This window comes from Amycolatopsis orientalis, from assembly GCF_000943515.2.
Taxonomy (GTDB): domain Bacteria; phylum Actinomycetota; class Actinomycetes; order Mycobacteriales; family Pseudonocardiaceae; genus Amycolatopsis; species Amycolatopsis orientalis.
Map to the genome: position 1 here is coordinate 4,656,271 of NZ_CP016174.1, position 12,597 is coordinate 4,668,867.

At 68.6% G+C, this 12,597-nt stretch carries 12 protein-coding genes; 4 read left to right on the top strand and 8 right to left on the bottom strand.

All coding sequences use genetic code 11. The features are described from left to right. Positions 1-68: 68 nt before the first annotated feature. The gene (locus SD37_RS20435) at positions 69-953 is read left to right on the top strand and encodes a LysR family transcriptional regulator (protein WP_044853390.1); all 885 of its coding nucleotides are present in this window, start codon (positions 69-71) and stop codon (positions 951-953) included. Here SD37_RS20435 and SD37_RS20440 read toward each other — a convergent pair. Beyond that, positions 950-1,324, bottom strand: a complete 375-nt coding sequence (locus SD37_RS20440) for a DUF4406 domain-containing protein (protein WP_236725432.1) — start codon at positions 1,322-1,324, stop codon at positions 950-952. The two genes, SD37_RS20435 and SD37_RS20440, sit on opposite strands and share 4 nt — an antisense overlap. Before the next feature lie 51 nt (positions 1,325-1,375). Between SD37_RS20440 and SD37_RS20445 the strand changes: the two genes are divergently transcribed. Continuing rightward, on the top strand, positions 1,376-2,140 hold the full coding sequence (locus tag SD37_RS20445) for a DeoR/GlpR family DNA-binding transcription regulator (RefSeq protein ID WP_044853392.1): 765 nt from the start codon (positions 1,376-1,378) through the stop codon (positions 2,138-2,140). Here the strand turns inward: SD37_RS20445 and SD37_RS20450 are convergent. The 3 genes from SD37_RS20450 to SD37_RS20460 are packed head-to-tail and all read right to left on the bottom strand — an operon-like array spanning position 2,127 to position 6,133. Further along, the gene (locus SD37_RS20450; RefSeq protein ID WP_044853393.1) at positions 2,127-2,894 is read right to left on the bottom strand and encodes a polyprenol monophosphomannose synthase; all 768 of its coding nucleotides are present in this window, start codon (positions 2,892-2,894) and stop codon (positions 2,127-2,129) included. The two genes, SD37_RS20445 and SD37_RS20450, sit on opposite strands and share 14 nt — an antisense overlap. A 26-nt stretch (positions 2,895-2,920) precedes the next feature. Beyond that, positions 2,921-4,513, bottom strand: a complete 1,593-nt coding sequence (gene lnt, locus SD37_RS20455) for an apolipoprotein N-acyltransferase (protein WP_044853394.1) — start codon at positions 4,511-4,513, stop codon at positions 2,921-2,923. Between the two features lie 9 nt (positions 4,514-4,522). Next, the gene (locus SD37_RS20460; RefSeq protein WP_044853395.1) at positions 4,523-6,133 is read right to left on the bottom strand and encodes an amidohydrolase; all 1,611 of its coding nucleotides are present in this window, start codon (positions 6,131-6,133) and stop codon (positions 4,523-4,525) included. Positions 6,134-6,275: 142 nt separating this feature from the next. Between SD37_RS20460 and SD37_RS20465 the strand changes: the two genes are divergently transcribed. Then, positions 6,276-7,664 carry a KamA family radical SAM protein gene (locus SD37_RS20465; protein WP_044853396.1) on the top strand — a complete coding sequence of 463 codons (1,389 nt, stop codon included), beginning with the start codon at positions 6,276-6,278 and terminating at the stop codon, positions 7,662-7,664. Between the two features lie 367 nt (positions 7,665-8,031). On the opposite strand, the gene SD37_RS20470 is transcribed toward SD37_RS20465, so the two are convergent. Continuing rightward, positions 8,032-8,292, bottom strand: coding sequence for a DUF1883 domain-containing protein (locus SD37_RS20470; RefSeq protein ID WP_044853397.1), 261 nt, complete (start codon positions 8,290-8,292; stop codon positions 8,032-8,034). A 255-nt stretch (positions 8,293-8,547) separates the two neighbouring features. On the opposite strand from SD37_RS20470, the gene SD37_RS20475 reads away from it, so the two are divergent. Further along, positions 8,548-8,853: a hypothetical protein gene (locus tag SD37_RS20475; protein ID WP_145926675.1), complete on the top strand. Its 306-nt coding sequence runs from the start codon at positions 8,548-8,550 to the stop codon at positions 8,851-8,853. A 1,297-nt stretch (positions 8,854-10,150) separates the two neighbouring features. Here the strand turns inward: SD37_RS20475 and SD37_RS20480 are convergent. The 3 genes from SD37_RS20480 to SD37_RS20490 are packed head-to-tail and all read right to left on the bottom strand — an operon-like array spanning position 10,151 to position 12,539. Further along, complete coding sequence (locus SD37_RS20480) at positions 10,151-11,299, bottom strand: methyltransferase domain-containing protein (protein ID WP_044853399.1); 1,149 nt, start codon at positions 11,297-11,299, stop codon at positions 10,151-10,153. Positions 11,300-11,302: 3 nt separating this feature from the next. Further along, entirely contained in the window at positions 11,303-12,277 is a 975-nt protein-coding gene (locus SD37_RS20485) for an MvdC/MvdD family ATP grasp protein (protein ID WP_044853400.1), read from the bottom strand. Continuing rightward, positions 12,270-12,539 carry a hypothetical protein gene (locus SD37_RS20490; protein WP_044853401.1) on the bottom strand — a complete coding sequence of 90 codons (270 nt, stop codon included), beginning with the start codon at positions 12,537-12,539 and terminating at the stop codon, positions 12,270-12,272. Before SD37_RS20490 ends, SD37_RS20485 begins: the two co-directional genes overlap by 8 nt. Positions 12,540-12,597: the final 58 nt, after the last annotated feature.

Consider the following 12,597-nt stretch of genomic DNA (forward strand, 5'->3'; position numbering starts at 1 on the left):
CGATCCTGTCGGCGCCGATAGCTACGGTCCAGCGATGCTTTTTTGCCGGTATTGCGTAGCCTGGCTTCATGATCGAGGTGGGAGCCCTGCGGGCGCTGCGGTCGGTGGCCGCGCTCGGGACACTGGCCAAGGCGGCCGACGAGCTGGGCTTCACGGCCTCGGCGGTGTCACAGCAGATCAAGCGGCTGGAACGCCAGATCGGGTTGCCGGTGCTGGCGCCGTCGGGACGCGGTGTGGTGCTCACTCCGGCCGGGCAGGCTGTGGTCGATTCCTCGCTGGAGGTGTTCCAGGCGCTCGAGCGCTGTGCAGAAGCCGCCCAGTCGGTGGCGGAAGGCGCGCCCCGCGGCGTACTTCGGGTCGCCGCGTTCTCGACCGCCATCCGCGGGCTGCTCGCGCCGGTCCATCCACGGCTGCTGGAACGCCACCCGGACCTCCGGCTGCACATCACCGAGCAGGATCCCGATCAGGCACTGCACAGTGTCGGCGCCGGCACCGCCGATCTCGCGCTCCTGCACGACGCCGACGGCCTGCCCGTCCCGCTGTCCCCCGCCCTGTCCCGGCGGCTGGTGCACACCGACCTCGGGGACGTCGTCATGGCCAGGACCCATCCGCTGGCCGCCGTCGAGCCGCCCTTGGACGGCGGTGACCTGGCGGGGTTCGCGTGGGTGACCAGCCCGCCCGGCACGGTGTGCCACCAGTGGTTCCGGCGCCTGTTCGCCGGTCTGGGCGAGGAGCCCGACGTGCGGCATCTGGTGGACGACTTCTCCACGCAGCTGTCGCTGGTCGCTTCGGGCGAGGTCCTCGCGCTGATCCCGCGCCTGGCGCGTCCGCCCCTGAGCGAGGGGCTCGTGGCCCGGCCGTTGCGGCGCCCGCCGACGCGCGAGGTGCACGCGGCGTGGCGCCGCAGCGCCGAAGCCAGCCCGGCGATCCGGGCCGTGCTGGCGGAACTCTAGGCGGCCTGGTACCCGGGGATGTCCTCGACGCGGTGATACACGGCCAGCCCGCGGGACAGCGCGATGGCGACGTCCTGGTCGGCGCCGGTCGATTCCCCGGGCAGCCGCAGGACGGCGTCGCAGTGGTGCAGCAGCCGGTCGGCCGTGGGGTACATGACCTCCTTGGCGACCGGGTCGGCCACGGTCTTCCCGCCGGCGCCGCGCAGGACGGGGAGCGCGACCCATTCGCCGATCATCGGCACGTGCCCGCTGCGGAAGATCGGCCAGGCGGCCTCTTCGAGCCGGGCGAGGTTGCGGGCGAGCAGTTCGGGGTCGTCGCCGGTGCCGGAACGGAACGGTCCGGCGATGAGGATCATCAGAGGTTTGCTCATGCGGCGGAGCTTAGTGTGCAACAATCGGCAAGAACAAGGAGGAACGTGCACATGCTGGCTGCGCAACGACGCGACCTGTTGATCGAACGCCTGAAGACCGAAGGCCGGATCGTGGCCAAGGACCTCGCCGCTGAACTCGGCGTTTCAGAAGACAGTATCCGCCGTGACCTGCGAGATCTCGCGGACGCCGGGCTCTGCCAACGGGTCTACGGCGGAGCCTTGCCGGTCTCCCCCGCCACCGCGGACTACGCGACCCGGATGGCGGTCAGCGTCGCGGGCAAGGAGCGGATCGCGAAACGTGCAGCAGCGTTGATTCGGCTGGGGTCGACCGTCATCCTCGACGGCGGCACGACGGCGCTCGCGCTCGCGAAGGCCCTCCCCGTGGACCTCGAAGCGACCATCGTCACACACAGCCCCACGGTCGCCGCCGCGCTCGTCACGCATCCGAAGGTCGAGGTGTTCCTGATCGGCGGACGGCTCTTCAAACACTCCGCCGTCACGTGTGGCGCGGCCGCGGCGGAGGCCGCCGAGGGGATCAACGCCGATCTGTTCTTCCTCGGCGTCACCGGTGTGCATCCGGAGACCGGGCTCACCACCGGCGACTCGGACGAGGCCGCGATGAAGCGCACCCTCGCCAAACGCGCCGCCGACACCTACGTGCTGGCCAGCTCCGAGAAGATCGGCGCGGCCTCGCCGTTCACCGTGCTTCCCCTGTCCGACGTCGCGGGCGTGATCACCGACGCGGCGCCGGACGAACCGACGGTGCAGGAACTGGGGAAACTCGGCGTGAGCGTGCTGGGCGTCAGCCCTTCTTGACCAGCCCGCGAAGCTGCTGCCAGCGACGCTTGAGCCCCCACAGCCCGACCAGGACGATCGCCTCGCGCACGACCGAGCCGCTCATCTTCGACTGGCCGACCTCGCGTTCGGTGAAGGTGATCGGCACCTCGACGACCTCGAATCCGGCGAGGGCCGTGCGGAACGCCAGGTCGATCTGGAAGCAGTAGCCGCGCGAGGCGATCTCGTCGAGCGGGAGCTTCTCCAGCACCGTGCGGCGGTACGCGCGGAACCCCGCGGTGATGTCGTTGATCTTCGTGCCGAGCGCGATCCTCGCGTAGAAGTTCGCCACCCACGAGAGCGCCTTGCGCTGGAACGGCCAGTTCACCGTGCTGCCCCCGGGAACGTAGCGGGAGCCGATGGACAGGTCCGCGTCCTCCAGTGCCGCCAGCACCCGCGGCAGATCCTCCGGCGCGTGCGAACCGTCGGCGTCCATCTCGACGATGGTGGCGTACTCCCGGGAGAGCCCCCAGCGGAATCCCGCGACGTACGCGGCGCCCAGACCGGCCTTCTCGGTCCGGTGCATGACCTGGATCCGCTCGTCGGCCTTCGCGAGCTCGTCGGCCACGTCCCCGGTGCCGTCCGGGCTGCCGTCGTCGACGACGAGGGCGTGCACGTCCGGGAGTGCCTTGAGCAGGCGTTCCAGGATCGGGCCGATGTTCTCCCGCTCGTTGTACGTCGGGATCACCACCAGCACCGGGTCGATTCCCTGGTCCCCCCGTGGCGCCTGCGCCATCCGTCTTTCCTCCGTGTTCCGGCGGGTCAGCCCGCCGCTTCCCTCGTTGCCTTGGCGACGCTCGCGCGCCGGGTGCGAAAACGGAGTACGAACCCGCCGGTAACCCCGGCGACCGCCAGGGCCAGCAGTCCGTACTCCGTCGTCACACCGAGTAGATCCGACAGCGTAGTCTGCTGCCTCAGCGGGACGCGCCCCACCAGGGAGTCTGCGGTGAACAGGCTGGTAGAGGCCATGATCGAACCGTCAGGCGCGACGATCGCGCTGACTCCGCTGGTGGCGGAGACGATCACGGAGCGACCGTGCTCGACCGCCCGCAGCCGCGACATCGCCAGCTGCTGGTAGCTCATCTCCCCCGGTCCGTACCAGGCGTTGTTGGTCGGCACGACGAGCAGTTCGGCACCGTCGGAGACCGATTCCCTGGCCGGGTAGTCGAACGCGGTCTCGTAGCAGATGAAGACGCCGACCTTGGTGCCCGCGACCGACAGGGCGGCGTTGGCGCCGTCACCCGGGGTCATGTTCGCGACGCTGTCGACGAACGGCGTCACCAGCTTCGCGAGCTCACGGGCGGGGACGTACTCGCCGAACGGCACCAGCTGCTGCTTGGCGTAGCGCTGGCCAGGACCGGTGACCGGGTCCCAGACGAGCGCGGAGTTCTGCGCGGTGCCGTCCGGCAATCGGACGAGCGCGCCGATGATCGCCTGGGTGCCGTAGTCCCGCACCATCCGGTCGACGCCGGCGTCACCGGTGCGCATCGCCATCGCGGTCTCGGGCCAGATCAGCAGATCGATCCTGGTGTTGCTCGCCTTGAGCCGTTCGAGCAGCCGGGCGCTCTCGGCGAGGTGGTTGTTCCGGAGTTCGTCGCGGCGGCCCTCCAGCGCGAGGCCGATGTCGGGGGCGTTGCCCTGCACCGTGGCGATGGTGAGTTCGCCGTCCTGGGCCTCGGTTCCGATCGTCGGCCACACCGCCAGGCCCGCCACCACCGGCACCAGCGTCAGCACCGACGCGGCCACCAGCGAACGGCGCGGATCGGCGCCTTTCAGCCGCAGGCACAGCGCGGCGAGGCCGAAGCCGGTGAGCACGACGGCGAGACCGACCAGCGGAGCGCCGCCGACAGACGCCAGTGACACGAAGGCGCCTTCGGGCTGGCTGAACGCCACCCGTCCCCACGGGAACCCGCCGAACGGGAACCATGTGCGCGGGGTCTCCATCGCGATGATCACCAGCGCCGCCCACAGCGGTCCGAGCGGCAGCCGCCACACCACGGTGGCGAACGCCCCGCCGAAACCGAGGTACACCGACAGCGCCATCGCCAGCCCGAGCCATGGCCACGGCCCGAAGCCCGGGCCGAGGAAGTCCAGCAGCCAGGTCAGCAGCGGCAGGAAGAACGCCACCCCGAACACGAACGCGTAGCCGAACGCGCCGCGGAACCGGCGTCCGTGCACCACCAGCGCGAAACCGGTGAACGCCAGCGGCGCCAGCCACCACAGGGGACGCGGCGCGAAACTCAGGTACAGGATGAACCCCGACGCCGCCGCGACAAGGAAACGCAGGAGCCAGGCGCGGGAGAACCGCTTCCGGGGCGCCGCTTCGGGGTCCGGATCGGTCACGGTCGAGGACACTCCTGAACCCTAGGCCGTGCGGGTGAACGCGTCGTGGATGACCTGGCCGTCGCGGACCGTGCGCAGGCACCGGGGCAGCGGGGCGCCTTCTTCGAGGTTCGGCAGCGGGGGCACGCCCGCCCGCGGGTCGGTCGACCAGCGCTGCACCCGCGAGTCCGGTGTCGCGACGACCAGGTCCGTGGCCTCCCAGACCGCGTAATGCGCGGGAGCGCCGGGGACCAGGCTGCCGGTGACGCCGTCGTTGACCCCGGCGGCGCGGTGCCCGGCGCGGGTGTGGGCGGTGAAGGACGCCCGAGCGGACAGTCCCGACCCCGGAGTGCGGTGGTAGGTCCCGGCTCGGACGGCGGCCCACGGATCGACCGGCGTGACGGGCGCGTCGGAGCCGAAGGCGAGCAGGAGCCCTTCGGCGGCCATGGCGGAGAAGGGATTGAGCTTCGCGGCCCGTTCGCCGCCGAGACGGTCGGTGTACATGCCGTGCGCGCCGCCCCATTCCGCGTCGAATCCCGGCTGGACCGAGGCGACCACGCCCCAGCTCGCGAGCGCCCGTGCCTGGCCGGCGTCGATCATCTCGACGTGCTCGAGCCGGTGGTGCCGGGCGGCCAGCGCCCGCTGCCCGACGGTCTTCTCCGCGAGGCGGAATCCTTCGACGACCTCCGCGACGGCGGCGTCGCCGATGACGTGGAACCCGGCCTGCAGCCCCGCTTCGGTGCAGGCGGCGATGTGGTCGGCGATGGCGGGGGCGTCGAGGTAGAGCGTCCCGGAGGTGCCGGGCGCGTCGGCGTACGGCTCGTGCAGGGCGGCGGTGCGGGAGCCGAGGGCGCCGTCGACGAACAGGTCTCCCGCCACTCCCCTGGCACCCAGCGCACGGGCACGGTCGACTCCGCCGTGTTCGCCCCAGTAGCCGACGACCTCCGGCAGTCCCGGTCCGGCGGCGAGCGCGAGCAGGTCGGTGAGGTCTTCGGCGCCGGAGATGTCCGGGCCGGCGCACTCGTGGACGCTGACGACTCCGCGCGCTGCGGCTTCGGCGAGGAAGGCGCGCTGGGCCTCGCGTCGCTGGGCGGGGGTGATCGCCTCGCGCATCGCGGCGCGGACACGGTGGTGGGCGTCGCGGGTCAGCGGCCCGTCGGCCGACCAGCCCGCCGCGTCGTGCACTCCGGGCGCCAGGGCGACGAGCGCGCTGGAGACGAGCGCGGAATGGACGTCGACGCGGCTCAGGTAGACCGGCGTCCCGTTCGCGGCCGCGTCGATCTCCGCGCGGCCGGGCAGCCTGCCCTCGGTCCAGCGGGACTCGTCCCAGCCGTGTGCGACGAGCACCTGGCCGGGCCGGACCGCGGCACGGACCGCGGACAGGAGTTCGGCCGCGCTCCGGATGCCGGCGAGGTTCACACCGGTGAGGTGCAGGCCGGTCGCGGTGGCGTGGACGTGCGCGTCGACGAAGGCGGGGGCGACGAAGGCACCGTCGAGGTCGACCACCTCGGCGTCGGGGTGCAGTGCCTTGGCCGGGCCGTCCTGTCCCACCCAGACCACGGTGCCGTCCGTGACCGCCATGGCGGTGGCGTCGGGAGCGGACGGGCTGTAGATGCGCCCGCCGAGCAGGAGCGTGGTTCGCGCGTTGGTCACCCTTCCGAGTTTGCAGCGTGCGGGTGAGCGCGTGACCAGCGGGGCGGGCTCTGTCGGACACACCACGCAGGACAGGAATATTTACGTCCCCCGAACGATGTGACAGGATATTTTCACGCGTTTCCGACGACGAGGAGTACAAGTGACTGCGATCCAGGAACCAACCTCGCCGGTGGCCGCCTACGATCAGCCCTACGACTACACCCGAGTCGAACTGATCGAACCCGACTGGCGCCGCTTCCCCGGCTGGCACGACGTGACCGAGGCCGAGTGGCGTGACGCGCAGTGGCAGCGGGTGCATTGCATCCGCAACGCCAAGCAGCTGCGCGCGCTGATGGGCGACCTGCTCGAGGAGCGCTTCTACGAGGACATGCTCGCCGACCAGCGCGAGATGGCCACGATGTCGATGCTGCTGCCGCCGCAGATGATCAACACGATCGCGCCCAACGCGGGCACCGATCCGGCGAAGGTCACCGAGGCCTGGTACGCCGACCCCATCCGGCGCTACATGCTCCCGGTGCGCAGCGACCGCGACACCGAATGGCCGAGCCACCCGCACTCCGAGCGGGACTCACTGCACGAGGCCGAGATGTGGGTGGTGGAGGGGCTGACGCACCGCTACCCCACCAAGGTCCTCGCCGAGATGATCTCCACCTGCCCCCAGTACTGCGGGCACTGCACCCGGATGGACCTGGTCGGCAACTCGACCGAGCAGATCGAGAAGCACAAGCTCTCACTCAAGCCGGTCGACCGCCAGGACGCGATGATCGCGTACCTGAAGAAGACCCCCGGCGTGCGCGACGTGGTGGTCTCCGGCGGCGACGTCGCCAACGTGCCGTGGCCGCAGCTGGAGTCGTTCCTCATGCGGCTGATGGACATCGACACCGTCCGCGACATCCGGCTCGCGACCAAGGCGCTCGCCGCCCTGCCGCAGCACTGGATCCAGCCCAAGGTCGTCGAAGGCCTCGAACGCGTCGCCGGCACCGCGCAGCGCCGCGGCGTCAACCTCGCGATCCACACCCACGTCAACCACGCCCAGTCGGTCACCCCGCTGGTCGCGGAAGCCGCCAGGACCGCGCTCGACGTCGGCGTCCGCGACGTGCGCAACCAGGGCGTGCTGATGAAGGGCGTCAACGCGACCCCGGCCGATCTGCTGGACCTGTGCTTCGCGCTGCAGGGCGAGGCGAACATCCTGCCGTACTACTTCTACATGTGCGACATGATCCCGAACGCCGAGCACTGGCGGGTTTCCGTGCACGAGGCGCAGGAACTCCAGCACGCGATCATGGGGTACCTGCCCGGCTACGCCACCCCACGCATCGTCTGCGACGTCCCCTACGTCGGGAAGCGCTGGGTGCACCAGCTCGCCGAATACGACCGCGAGCTGGGCATTTCCTACTGGACCAAGAACTACCGGACCGGGATCGAGCACGAAGACCCGGAAGCCTTGCAGCGCCGCTACCCGTACTACGACCCGATCTCCACACTGCCCGAAGCCGGGCAGCGCTGGTGGCGCGACCAACCGCGCTAACTACTACAAGTACGCACATGATTCTCTGATCCGAAAAGTCCAGTTCAGGAGACTGATCAGGACCGATTAAGGCCGGATGCGACCGGTCCTGATACGGCCCAGGTACGACCCAGGGGTAGGACGCTGAGCCGCCCTGGGTCGCACCTCGGTGCAACAGTTGGCAGAGTGCGGCAACATCTGCCGGGGCACCCAGTTCGCGTTCCGGCGCAGCTGGGAGTATCCGAGAACCCATCAGTTCGCGAAGAATTAGGAATGTCTTTAATCTGAATCGAATCCGTTGTGCATGTGGATATCACATTTGCGACATCTAAATTTTCATCCGTGAAATGAATTACCATCTGTTACTGTGAGTGATCAGTTCCCCGCGCTAGTACGGTCCATCGATCGAGTACCTGATCCGGCCGGGGTAGCTGTCGATGACCAGGTACCAGTACTCGTCGTGAGGGATTTCTAGGGTGAGAGGACTTGATTCCCAGAAGCCGCCGTACATCACGTACTCGTCACCGTCGAGGTAAGCCTGATAATTGTCGGCGTCCATCAGGCAGACCCTCGCGGCTGAGCCACGCAGCTCCAACTCGAACTGAGCGCCGCCCGCACACGACCCGATCTCGTACCAGAGGTGTTCCACACCACTGGTGTAGCGGAGATCGACCAGCTACGGAACACCCGACGCGGCATCTGGGCTGGTTTCTCTGGCCACTCTGCGGGCCCTAGGTCCCTGATACCGTCACCGGGAGCCAGGCGGTCGCAATCGACGGCCCGACATGAGCAATCGGCAGATCAGTCTGCAGAAGCGGATCGCCAGCGGTCACCAGGCGCAGCCTGTAACAACTCCGATCTTGTACCCGTCTGTCGCGACATGACTGTTAGCGACGCGTCGCCGATGAAGTACTCGGTGATCAATCGTGGTCTGCGCCCCGCCCGGGTGGCGATCGTGTTCGACGGGGGCGACAACTGGTCCCACTGGGCCCGTCGCGCCCTCTTCCTCGCCGGAAAGATCTGGGGCGGAGCTGGTTTCGCCCTTGTTCCACACCGAGCCGGCGTTGTCGACCCGATCTTGCTGCGAGCGTGCCGCGCCTACGACCCGGACTACATCGTCGCCTTCAGTCACACCGTCGGCGAATATTGCCACTTCGCGTCAGGGAGCTTCATCGTCTACGACGACTCCGGAAACCCACTAACTGGCTAAGCACGCGCCGCGAAGATCGCTGAACACTTCGACAAAGAGCTTGAGCCTGGCCCCGGCGCCATGGAAGCGCGGGAGGCCGTCGCACGAGCTTGCTCGCCGTACCGGTTGACGGGTGGGGATGAGTCACCAGAAGTGAGCCATTTTCTGGACACTCGCTGCGCTGCGCAGCCTTTTCCAGCAACCTATCGTGCCCGGCCACGGCGACGACGGCTCCCTGTCCCTCAACAACGGGATCCACCGCGCGCAGGCGATGCCGCCGTTTCTGCATCCTTTGACGGCCGACGACTCAACACCGTCCTCGACGACCCCGGCGCATCCACTCTACTTGACCTATGTCTCGGAGATCTCGACCCTCTCCATTGGACCGAACGTTCTCTTCTCGCGCAAGCCGCCTCGTCGACACGGTCACGACGCCCCGTGAATGGAGAACTAGTGGTGAAGTACCTGCACTGAACTACATACGGGAGTGTCGATCTGCGCACCCAGCTCGACCTCACCTTTTGGGTCGATAAGTGCGCACTCGTAACAACCTGAGCGTTCCCAACTCGCGTTGTGGCAGTTTGCTTTCTGCGAGTACACGAACGGGCTGGGACAGTTCCTAGTTCGCGACGTAACTGCAGTTCTCTTTGCCTTCAACCAGGACCAGGCGGTCGGTCTCATCGGTGACAGTACACCGGATAAGCACAGCATCCGCGGTTCCAGACCAGGTGATAGCAACAGTAGAGCCCTTCGGCACGACGATCTTCCTAGAGAACGGTGTGCGCGAGTTCGGCAGGGTCTCCGATCCGACTCCGCCAGGTACTGAGGGGTCGGTGTACGACACGTGTTCGCCGCCGAACCCGCCGACGTTGAGTGTCACCATCATCGGCGCAGCGCTTGATACAGGCGAGACGGGGTCTGCAGCGCGCCCATCCGAGCAGCCAGCCAGCAGTACCGTGACACCTGCGAGAATGTACGCCTTCATTAGGGTGCGAGTCGCACGTCGACCCGATGCTGTTACGCGTTGGTGGGCGCATCGCCCTTCAGCACTGCATGCACAGGGAGAGTGCAGCTCACTGGCGATCCAGTCGAGCGCCTGGGCACGTAGCGGAGCAACACCGTCTCCGCGCGGAGCACTACCGCAGGGTGAGCCGGGCCTTGACGAGATTGGGGCCGGTGGCTGGCCACCCACAGCACGATCACAGCGCCCGCGGTCAAGACGGCGATCACGGCTACGACGTTCCACATCGTGGTGCGGGTCGGCCCCGGCGCGCAAGAACGCCTGCTAGACCAGGTCTTGGCCTGACAACGCCGACCGTCAGGCCAGCGGCCAACTGTGGTCGCTATCGGGGTCGTCGAGCCAGATGAACTGTTTGCCGGGGACGTTCAGCGCGGTGACACCGAGCCGGGTGGCGTCCGGTTTGTCGAGGGTGTCGAACATGGCGACGGCGTGCTCCACGGTGTCCCACAGCCGGTAGGGCCCGGACTGTCGGACCGCCCACGTGCCTTCAGCGAGGGGCGCCAGGTCGACTTCGGCGCGGGCGGGACCGCGCTCGGCGACGACGACGCCGTGTTCGACGCTGCCGCCGAGCCGAAGGCCAGGCGCGTGCAGCCAGAGGAACAACGCCAGATCGGGCCATTCCAAGAGCGCGGCGGGGTCCACAGCGGTGGTGCCGTAGTGCGGCATCCCGGCCGCATCCGCCGACGGGCTCTGGCCGGGGGCGAACGGGCTGGTGACGTCGGTACGCATCGGCATGAACAGCACGGGGAACGGGTCGATGCGGCCGCTGACTTCGTCGTCGGCGGTCTTGTCGAGCACGAGCAGCGGCCCAGCGGCGCCGGCGTCGAGGGGGGCGATGATCCGGCCGCCGTCGGCAAGCTGATTGATCCAGGCCGGCGGGATCGCGGTGACCGCGCAGGTCGCGATGATCCGGTCGAACGTCATCTCGCCCGGCCAGCCCGCGAACCCGTCGCCTGCGGCCAGGTGCGGGCGGTAGCCGGCGGCAATGAGGTGTTCTTGGGCGGTGTCAACCAGCTTGGGGTCGAGGTCGACGGAGAAGACGTTGTCCGCGCCAAGGCGATGCGACAACAGGGCGGCGTTGTAGCCGGTGCCAGTGCCGATCTCCAGCACCTGGTGTCCAGGTTCGGCGGCGAGCCGCTCCAGCATCACCGCCATGACCGCCGGCTTGCTCGAGGACGAGCTGGCGATCTCCCGCCCGGTCGTGTCGTCACTGGCAGGTCGTGTCTGGGTGGCCAGGGATTCGTTGGCGTAGACCGCGTCCAGCCAGCCTGGATCACCGGCGCTCAGCGAGGCGGGACCGTTAAGGATGTGCGGGACGAACAGGTGCCGGGGCGTCGCGGCGAACGCGTCGCGCCACGCCGGGTCGGCTAGGACACCCTCGGCAGTCAGCTCGGCAGCGAGGGCGGCCGCCCGGGTTTCCCAGGTGGCGGTGTCCAGGGCGTCCACGGTCTACTCCTCGATCAAGGCTTCGGCGATCGCCGCGGCGATCGGCAAGTCGCATTCTTCGGCCAACCAGCCCCAGGCAGCAACCGCGTTCGCTTCGAGACAGGTCCACGTCCTGTCAGGTCCGACGACGAAGTCGAACGCGCTGAACGCCAGCCCCGCCGCGTCCAGGTACCGGATGATCCCCGCCCGGACGTGGTCAGGGACGTCGATCACCTCATACGTCAAGGCGTCGTAGTCCGAGCGCCAATCTACCAGCGCCTTCTCACTGCTGGCGTGGATCGCCACCGGGAAAAGCCGGTCACCGACCGCGGTCACGCGGGCCTCGAACCACTTCGGCTGCCACTGCTGAACGAGGTGCGCCGTCACCTCGATACCGTCTAGTGAGCCGAGTTCGTTGCGGCCAAGACGGCGGGTGTAGACCAGGGCTTCGCCGCCGGACTCGTAGACCACCGGCTCGGCCAGCGGCTTGACTATCAGCTCCCCGAACCTCTCCGCGAACTCGCGGACGGCGTCAGCGTCGTTGGTGATCAGCGTCGGCGGCACGGTCAGGCCGGCCTGACCCAGCGTGGCCAGCTGCCGAGGCTTGTACGCGGCGTCGGCCAGCGCCGAAGGGTGCGAGATCCAGCGCACCGGCAGGCTCGCCAGCACGCCACCGAGCCCGACCCGAGCCTGCGCCCGGGAGAACCGCAGCTCGGGACCGGACATCCCGGCCGGCATCACCGGTTCGGTCGGCTTGCCGTAGTAGACCGCAGTGACCTCGTGCAGCGGGACGTCATGCTCGGCAGTGAGCAGGGAGCCGCGCCAGCCCTCGGCTTCCGGGGTCAACTCGGCGCCGAGGGAGAGGCTGAGCGGGAAGTCGCCGACGTTGACCACGTGGCGGCGAACGCCGCGGGCGTCGAGCTCCCGGCCGACCGCAGCGGCCGACCAGTCCTCACGGATACCGACGACCAGGACCAGCGGATCGCGATGCTCAGTCATCCGGGGTGGTGTAAGAGTCGTCGATCATCTTGCCGTCCTCATTGCACTGGCGGGGATGCAGCGTGTCGTGAGCTGTGGTGCGATGCTTGGCTTCCGGCCGCACCGTGATCCGGCGTGCGTGCACACCTCGCAGGATGAACGGGCGGACGGTGCTGGGATTTTCATCGCTGAGCGGCCGGGCGCCCGCGTTGACCGGGAACCGCTGGACCGTCGGCATCAGCGGATCACCGGCGCCTACGGATGCGGTGTCGAACTGGGACATGCTGATCTCGGCCTCCCGACTGGGGGGTGTGCGGTGGCATTGGCCGTTGTCAACCCTG

Excerpts from the sequence above, each read along its gene's own strand:
- SD37_RS20435 (WP_044853390.1), top strand. The coding sequence starts at position 69 with ATGATCGAGGTGGGAGCCCTGCGGGCGCTGCGGTCGGTGGCCGCGCTC.
- SD37_RS20440 (WP_236725432.1), bottom strand. The coding sequence starts at position 1,324 with ATGAGCAAACCTCTGATGATCCTCATCGCCGGACCGTTCCGTTCCGGC.
- SD37_RS20445 (WP_044853392.1), top strand. The coding sequence starts at position 1,376 with ATGCTGGCTGCGCAACGACGCGACCTGTTGATCGAACGCCTGAAGACC.
- SD37_RS20450 (WP_044853393.1), bottom strand. The coding sequence starts at position 2,894 with ATGGCGCAGGCGCCACGGGGGGACCAGGGAATCGACCCGGTGCTGGTG.
- SD37_RS20475 (WP_145926675.1), top strand. The coding sequence starts at position 8,548 with ATGAAGTACTCGGTGATCAATCGTGGTCTGCGCCCCGCCCGGGTGGCG.
- SD37_RS20485 (WP_044853400.1), bottom strand. The coding sequence starts at position 12,277 with ATGACTGAGCATCGCGATCCGCTGGTCCTGGTCGTCGGTATCCGTGAG.
- SD37_RS20490 (WP_044853401.1), bottom strand. The coding sequence starts at position 12,539 with ATGTCCCAGTTCGACACCGCATCCGTAGGCGCCGGTGATCCGCTGATG.